7 protein-coding genes are annotated in these 6,743 nt (G+C 62.8%); 5 read left to right on the plus strand and 2 right to left on the minus strand.

The window, feature by feature from the left end; translation table 11 throughout:
* Positions 1-84 precede the first annotated feature (84 nt).
* The 4 genes from ACFMO5_RS07405 (at position 85) to ACFMO5_RS07420 (ending at position 4,429) form a co-directional block, all read left to right on the plus strand.
* Positions 85-1,479, plus strand: coding sequence for a PTS galactitol transporter subunit IIC (locus ACFMO5_RS07405; RefSeq protein ID WP_376792116.1), 1,395 nt, complete (start codon positions 85-87; stop codon positions 1,477-1,479).
* Positions 1,480-1,571: 92 nt separating this feature from the next.
* Positions 1,572-2,993 carry a PTS galactitol transporter subunit IIC gene (locus tag ACFMO5_RS07410; protein WP_376792117.1) on the plus strand — a complete coding sequence of 474 codons (1,422 nt, stop codon included), beginning with the start codon at positions 1,572-1,574 and terminating at the stop codon, positions 2,991-2,993.
* 19 nt (positions 2,994-3,012) lie between these two features.
* The gene (locus tag ACFMO5_RS07415) at positions 3,013-3,450 is read left to right on the plus strand and encodes a cupin domain-containing protein (RefSeq protein WP_376792118.1); all 438 of its coding nucleotides are present in this window, start codon (positions 3,013-3,015) and stop codon (positions 3,448-3,450) included.
* Positions 3,410-4,429, plus strand: a complete 1,020-nt coding sequence (locus ACFMO5_RS07420) for an alcohol dehydrogenase catalytic domain-containing protein (RefSeq protein WP_376792119.1) — start codon at positions 3,410-3,412, stop codon at positions 4,427-4,429. The genes ACFMO5_RS07415 and ACFMO5_RS07420 overlap by 41 nt, the downstream gene beginning before the upstream one ends.
* Positions 4,430-4,506: 77 nt before the next feature.
* Here ACFMO5_RS07420 and ACFMO5_RS07425 read toward each other — a convergent pair whose 3' ends face one another.
* A complete protein-coding gene (locus ACFMO5_RS07425; RefSeq protein WP_376792120.1) occupies positions 4,507-5,235 on the minus strand; it encodes a prolipoprotein diacylglyceryl transferase family protein in 729 nt (242 codons plus the stop codon).
* Entirely contained in the window at positions 5,235-5,780 is a 546-nt protein-coding gene (locus tag ACFMO5_RS07430) for a peroxiredoxin family protein (RefSeq protein WP_376792121.1), read from the minus strand. Before ACFMO5_RS07430 ends, ACFMO5_RS07425 begins: the two co-directional genes overlap by 1 nt.
* Before the next feature lie 519 nt (positions 5,781-6,299).
* Between ACFMO5_RS07430 and ACFMO5_RS07435 the strand changes: the two genes are divergently transcribed.
* A partial coding sequence (locus tag ACFMO5_RS07435; RefSeq protein ID WP_376792122.1) for a helix-turn-helix domain-containing protein occupies positions 6,300-6,743 on the plus strand: 444 nt, incomplete at its 3' end.

The raw sequence follows: 6,743 nt of genomic DNA on the forward strand, positions 1-6,743 counted from the left end.
AGCGTTGTTGGATTGAAGGTGAGGAGACCCTCAGCATCAAGCGCTGAGGAAAGCGGGCCATCCTATTTTTGAAAGGAGGATGCCATGGAGGTCTTTCTGAGCACATTGAAAGCGATCATCGATAATCTGGGCGCAACAGTTGCTTTGCCGATCATCATCTTTCTTTTCGCTGTGGCTCTGGGGGCCCAGCCTGGCCGGGCGTTCCGGGCCGGTGTGACCATTGGCATCGCCTTCATCGGAATCAACTTGGTCATTGGCCTGATGTGGACCAACCTCTCCGAGGTTGCCCAGGCGATGGTGAAGAACACCGGCATCCAGCGGGACGTGGTGGATGTGGGTTGGCCCTCGGCGGCGGCTATCGCTTTCGGCTCCGCGGTTGGCCTCTGGGTGATCCCCCTGACACTTCTTGTGAACATCGCGATGCTGGCCGCTCGTCTCACCAAGACTCTTGATATCGATATCTGGAATTACTGGCATTTCGCTTTCATCGGCTCTCTGGTGGTGGCCGCCACAGGCAGCCTGCCCATGGGTCTCCTGGCCGCGGCGATCGCGGCGGCGCTGGCGCTCTTCTTAGCTGACTGGACGGCCCCAGCGGTCCAGCGTTTCTATAACCTGCCCGGGATCTCTATCCCCCATCTCACAACAGCCCCTGGTGTTCCCATCGCCATTGTAGTGAATTGGATCATCGATCGTATTCCGGGCTTACGGGATGTGCAGGCGGATCCGGAGGCAATCCGCCGGCGGCTAGGGGTCGCTGGAGAGCCAGTGATCCTCGGGTTGATCATCGGTCTCATCTTGGGGGTCTTGGGTTTCTACAACGCCGGTGATGTCCAAACAGTGGTGGTCAAGATCCTTAAGACAGCGATGAACCTGGCAGCAGTGATGCTGCTGCTGCCGCGGATGGTCCAAATTCTGATGGAAGGCTTGATCCCGGTCTCCGAGGCGGCCCGGGACTTTATGCAGCGGCGAGCTGGGGGGCGGGAGATCTACATCGGCTTGGACTCAGCGATCCTCATCGGCCACCCTGCGGCCATCTCCACTGCCCTGGTGCTGGTGCCGGTGGCCATCCTACTGAGCGCAATCCTGCCCGGCAACCGGGTGATCCTCTTCGCGGATCTGGCGGTCATTCCCTTTGTAGTGGCAATGTTTGCTCCCCTGATGCGGGGCAATATCTTCCGAATGATCATCGCGGGTACCCTTACCCTGGCGGTGGGTTTCTACATCGCCACGGGAATGGCGGATCTCTTCACCTCTGCAGCGGTGGCCTCGGGCTTCCAGATGCCGGCGGGCGCGGTACGGATCACCAGCATTGCCGATGGCTTCCTCTGGCCGCCCTTTGTCTTCGTGAGTGCTGTGCAGCTGGTGGGGGTGGTCGGGCTGCTGGTCTTACTTGCCGTGCTGGCGGTTCTTCTCTTCCTCTATCAGCGGAACCCCAAGGTCTGGGAGGTGGCGGCCGGGGCGCCTGCTGAGGCAGAATGACGTTGAGACCGGGTGGCCATGGCATTGCTATGGCCACCCGGTCTTTTCAATCCCCTGTGCGAGAGCCTCTGATCGACCACAGGAGGGGCACTATGAGCGGGATCCTTCAAGGGATCAACGCGTTTATGAACTGGATCATCCAGGTTGCCGGGGTTTCGGTTATGATGCCGATCATCCTGTTCCTGCTAGGGCTCCTCTTTGGGGCTCCGCCGGGCCGGGCTGCCCGGGCCGGGCTGCGGGTAGGGATCGGCTTCACCGGCCTCTTTCTGGTGCTCGGCATGCTCATCAACGGGCTCGCCCCCGCCGTCCAGGCGATGTCCAAGCGCTTCGCTTTACCCTTAGACATCCCAGACATCGGCTGGCCGGTCCTGGCGGCGATCAGCTTCGGGACCCCCTTTGCCTTCACGGTTTTTGTTGTGATCTTCGTTTGGAACATTCTCTTGATCCTAATCGGCTTCACGAAGACCTTGGATGTGGATCTCTGGAATTACTGGTCCATGGCCTATGTGTTCTCCATGATCTGGGCGGTGAGCCAGAACGTGTTGTTGGGGCTGCTTGGGGCGATGATCTACGCGGCTTTTCTGTTCAAGCTGGCGGATTGGACTGCCCCGGTTCTGAGCGGCTATTTCAAAATGCCAGGCATCTCCCTGCCGCACGGGGACACAGTGATCTGGGCGCCCATTGGCTTTGCCCTGGACGCGTTGTGGGAGCGCATCCCACGCCTGCGGGACATTTGGATTGACCCGGAGGCGATCCAGCGGCGGCTGGGGATATTGGGGGAGTCAGCTGTTGTGGGGCTGATCATCGGGCTGTTGATTGGGACCCTGGCTTACCTGAAGCCTGGGATGAGTGCGGAGGAGGGGGCAGCTATCCTCAAGCTGGGGATCACCACAGCGGCCTTTATGGAGCTGATGCCGCGGATGATCGCTCTGCTAATGGAGGGCTTGATCCCAATCTCTGAGAGCGTGCGGGCGCTTATGGTCCGCCGCTTCCCAGGCCGGGAGCTTTACATCGGGCTGGATGCGGCCATTGTGACGGGTTTCCCGGCTATTGTGGCCACAGCGCTGATTTTAACCCCCCTGGCATTTCCCATCGCCGCCCTGCTGCCGGGGAACCGGGTGGTGCCCTTTGCGGACCTCGCAGTCTTCGTCTTCCTGTTGATCTGGGCAGTCGCCCCATCCCGGGGTAACATCTTCCGGGGAATTCTGAACGGGGCGCTGGTGTTCATCCCGTTGATGCTGTTGGTGGCCACGGACACCGCTCCGGTGGTCACTCAGGTGGCTCATCAGGTGGGGGCGCAGGTTCCGGCCGGACAGACGGTGACGGCGATGGCGGCGGGCTTCAAGACGCTCTCCTGGCCGATCCTGGAGATCTTCTGGTTCCTCATCGGCTACCGGTCGGATCTGCCGCGGCTGATTTTAGCGCTTGTTTATCTGGCGGTTTACCTTGGACTGTGGGTACTGGTATGGCACCGACCGCAAGCGTTCCTACGGGAGGAGAGAACACACAGGTAAGTTAAGGAGAGCAGTGACAATGGGGGTAGTGCATCGACGGAAAGCCAAGTTGTGGGATTGGGAGGGCGTGCCGGTGGTTCCCTACACCGGCCCGATGGGCGTATGTGGATCCCGCCGGGTGCTGATCGGACCTCGGGAGCGGGCACCATATTTCGTGCTCCGTTATTTCGAGCTCCCGCCTGGTTGCAAATCCAGCCTGGACGCCCATCCGTATGACCACGGAGTAGTAATCCTGCAAGGACAAGCGCGCGTCCTCTTAGGCAAGGAGACGGTGGAGGTCCAGGCAGGGGATGTCCTCTATATCCCGCCAATGGAGGTTCACCAGTTCGAGAACATTAGCGAGCAACCCTTGGGGTTTCTCTGCGTCATTCCGAACAAGAACCTGGTCCACCTATCAGAGTTAGGAGCAAACCTTGGTGGTGACGCGAACGAGGGCGATCCTCTATCAAAGTCATGACAACCTGCAAGTGACGGAAGTCCCCCTCCGCCCCCTGGCGCCCGGAGAAGTGCTGGTCCGGGTCCGGGTCTGTGGCCTATGTCCTGGGGAGCTTATGGACTGGTATATGGCGAAGAAGGCCCCCTTCACCCCCGGCCATGAGTTGGTGGGTGAGGTGGTGGAAGTCGGCCTTGGGGTAACCGCCTTCCAGGGTGGGGAGCGGGTGGTGGTCCACCACCACGCCCCATGTGGCGCGTGTCGGTTCTGCCGCCGAGGCGATTATGTCCATTGTTCGACCTGGCGGTCGACCCGCTTAATCCCCGGAGGGCTGAGTGCTTACGCCATCGTCCCCCCGCCGGTGGTGGAGCGGGACCTCCTCCCCATTCCCGCTCATGTGAGCGACGAGGCGGCGGCGTTCACCGAGCCCCTAGCGACAGTCATAAAGGCGCTGCGGCGGGCCGGGCTGCGGCCGGGAGATCGCATCGCCGTGATCGGGCTCGGGGTGATGGGGCTCTTGCACGGGCTGGTCGCCCAGCGCTGGGGGGCTGAGCGGGTATGGGGCATCGATCGCGTTCCCGCGCGCCTGGAGGCCGGGGAGCGAATCGGCATGATCCCCACGCTGGCCTCCGAGGCAGCGGATCGGATCCGTGCGGAGAGCGACGGGTTAGGGGCGGACCTGGTGGTGGTCGGCCCAGGGTCCGTGGAGGCCATCGAGCTGGGATGGTCCCTGGCGGCCTCTGGAGGGACGCTGTTGCTGTTCACCCCGACGCCGCCGGAGGCCCGGTGGCCTGTTGACGTCCATACGCTATATTTCCGTGAGATCCGGGTGATCCCCAGCTACTCAGCCGGCCCGCCCGATATGCAGGAGGCGCTGCGCCTGCTCGCGGAAGGCCTTCCGGTGGAAAGCTTGATCACCCACCGCCTGCCGCTCGAGGAAACCCCACAGGGCTACCAGGCGATGCGGACTTACGAGGCCCTCAAAGTGCTGATCTACCCGTAGGCTTCGAACCGGGGTGAGTCGGCAGCCAGGGGATCTGTTGCGGATGGAGCCGGGGAGGCCAGTCGGGAGGATTCCGCTTATTCGGTGCGAGATCGCTTCTCCACCCAGGCGAGCCCCCATAGTCCGATCATGAGCCCAACGAATCCCCAGAGCTGGGAAACCCGAAATCCGGCCCACGTGGCGCTCTCCGCCCGAAATCCCTCGGCGATGAATCGCGTTGCGCTATAAAGAGCGAAAGCCAGCAGGAAGGAACTTCCCGGGATCTGCAGGCGCTTCTGCGTCCGATGCCAGAGCATGAAGGCCAAAACTCCCAGACCGGCCTCGTAGAGCTGAACGGGATGGCGTCCTCCGCCCCCCAGCGCTGCTAGGAGCGGGATCGCAGTGGGTTCCCCATACCGGCGGCCTTCCGCCCAATCCCCTAGAGCCCATGCGATGGCCATCGCGAAAAGCAGGGGCGCTGTTGCATCCAGCCCCACGCCCCAGGGGATCCGATGCCGATGCCATCGCCAAGCGATCACCCCTGCTGTCGCCAGGAGAGCGGGGAGGGGAGCCAGCATCGGGTCAACCGGACGGAGGATTGAAAGCAGATCCCACGGGGAGGAAAGGCCGTAGGGAAGCAGCGCACCGATCCGGCCCGCGATGTAGCCTGCGGCCAGACCCCACAGGGCGTCCATCGCCACGATCACCCCGATCCCCCGCCGGCGCCCTTCCCGTTCCACAAGGGATAACCCCAGCCACAGGCCCAGCAGCAGGAGGAGGGGCCGGGTGGGCAAGGTGAATGGACCCAGGGAGAGCGCGGGCAGCATCAGCGGTTCCCTGCGGGCAGGATCTCGGATAGGCGGGCTTCGATGGCCGCCTCGCTCAGTGGGCCGCCCACCACCACATCGCGGATGATCCCGCGAGCGTCGATGAAGAACGTCGTGGGAAGAGCCGTCACCCGATAGCTCCGGTTCACCTGGCCGGTTTCGTCCAGCAGGATCGGGAACGTCAGCTGGTATTGCTGGCGGAAAGCCAACACCGCGGCCAAGTTGTCCCCGTGCGTGGCGTTCACCCCGATCACCGTCAGCCCCCGATCGGCATAGCGGGCGTAGAGCCGCTGAAAGGCTGGCATCTCCGCCCGGCATGGTGGGCACCAGGTGGCCCAGAAATTCAGCACCACGGTCCGACCCTGTAGATCCGAGAGCGAGAGGGGCTCCCCATCGAGGGTGCGCAGTGAAAAGCCAGGCGCATGGTAACCGGGCTGAGGAGCCTCTGGAACTGCAAGCCCAGCCTCGCGAACCCGGGTCCCGATTAACCAGATACCACCCACCAGTGCGATCAGCGCGATCCCCCGCGCCCATGATTTCGGCATCCGAGCTTCCTCCCGAGTGGGCTTCTGGAAGCAGGCGGATTCAACTGCCTCCAGCTCCCTATAGGAGTAGGAGTTGCACTGTTGGTTTCCTCCTGGAGACTTGAGGATGATGGGGTCCCTCCGTCTTCTCTCGCGGATTCCAAACAGTGCAACTCCTTTATTTTAGATGCACTGGAGAGATCCGCCGTGACACCCTCGGCCCGTTCGATCCCTAACCCCGGTATGATTGGCGTGTCCGGTGGCTTACGGGAGATGGGGAATATGCTTTTCGTAAGATGCGGGCCGCCGAAGGCGGCCCACCTCCTACGAAGCAAAAATCATCAGTGCCGAATGGAGCGCCGCCCAACCCACTTTTCCGGTTCCTGTTAAAATCGAGCGGGACTGAACGATTACCTGCCGATGGGCGATCCCTGGGGTTGCCAACTGCTCCCATTTTTGTTAGCATCTGTTGCGATGTGAGAGACGCCACAGTCATCGCTCGGCCTGCCGGTGAGCCCGGAAGGCCCTGGAGGTTCTGCGATGCGAGTGACCCAAGCCTTTCGCTTGGAGCTCGCCCCCAACGTCGCGCCGCGCATCGCCCTCGCGAAGCACGTGGGGGCGGCCCGCTTCGCCTCCCACGGGGGCCTGGCCCGCTGCCGGGAGGCCTTGGAGCAGGGAAGACGCCTCCCCTCCGCCCGGGCGCTCCACAAAGAATGGAACCGCTGGAAACGCGCGCACGCCCCCTGGTGGGTGGAGGTCTCCCAGTGCGCCCCCCAGGAGGCCTTCCGGGACCTCGAGCGGGCCTTTCGGAACTGGCGGGCGGGGAGGGGGGGAAGACCCTGCTTCAAGCGGAAGAAATCCCTGGATGACCACAAGGCCCGCCTGACTGGTTCCATCCGGGTGGCCCCTCGCCACGTGCCGCTGCCGCGCCTGGGGAGGATCCGCACCCAGGAGCGGACGGAGAAGCTTCTTTCCCTCCTTCAA

The sequence above is a fragment of the Thermoflexus sp. genome (assembly GCF_042408365.1).
Taxonomy (GTDB): domain Bacteria; phylum Chloroflexota; class Anaerolineae; order Thermoflexales; family Thermoflexaceae; genus Thermoflexus.

Excerpts from the sequence above, each read along its gene's own strand:
- ACFMO5_RS07425 (WP_376792120.1), bottom strand. The coding sequence starts at position 5,235 with ATGCTGCCCGCGCTCTCCCTGGGTCCATTCACCTTGCCCACCCGGCCC.
- ACFMO5_RS07430 (WP_376792121.1), bottom strand. The coding sequence starts at position 5,780 with ATGCCGAAATCATGGGCGCGGGGGATCGCGCTGATCGCACTGGTGGGT.
- ACFMO5_RS07405 (WP_376792116.1), top strand. The coding sequence starts at position 85 with ATGGAGGTCTTTCTGAGCACATTGAAAGCGATCATCGATAATCTGGGC.
- ACFMO5_RS07410 (WP_376792117.1), top strand. The coding sequence starts at position 1,572 with ATGAGCGGGATCCTTCAAGGGATCAACGCGTTTATGAACTGGATCATC.
- ACFMO5_RS07415 (WP_376792118.1), top strand. The coding sequence starts at position 3,013 with ATGGGGGTAGTGCATCGACGGAAAGCCAAGTTGTGGGATTGGGAGGGC.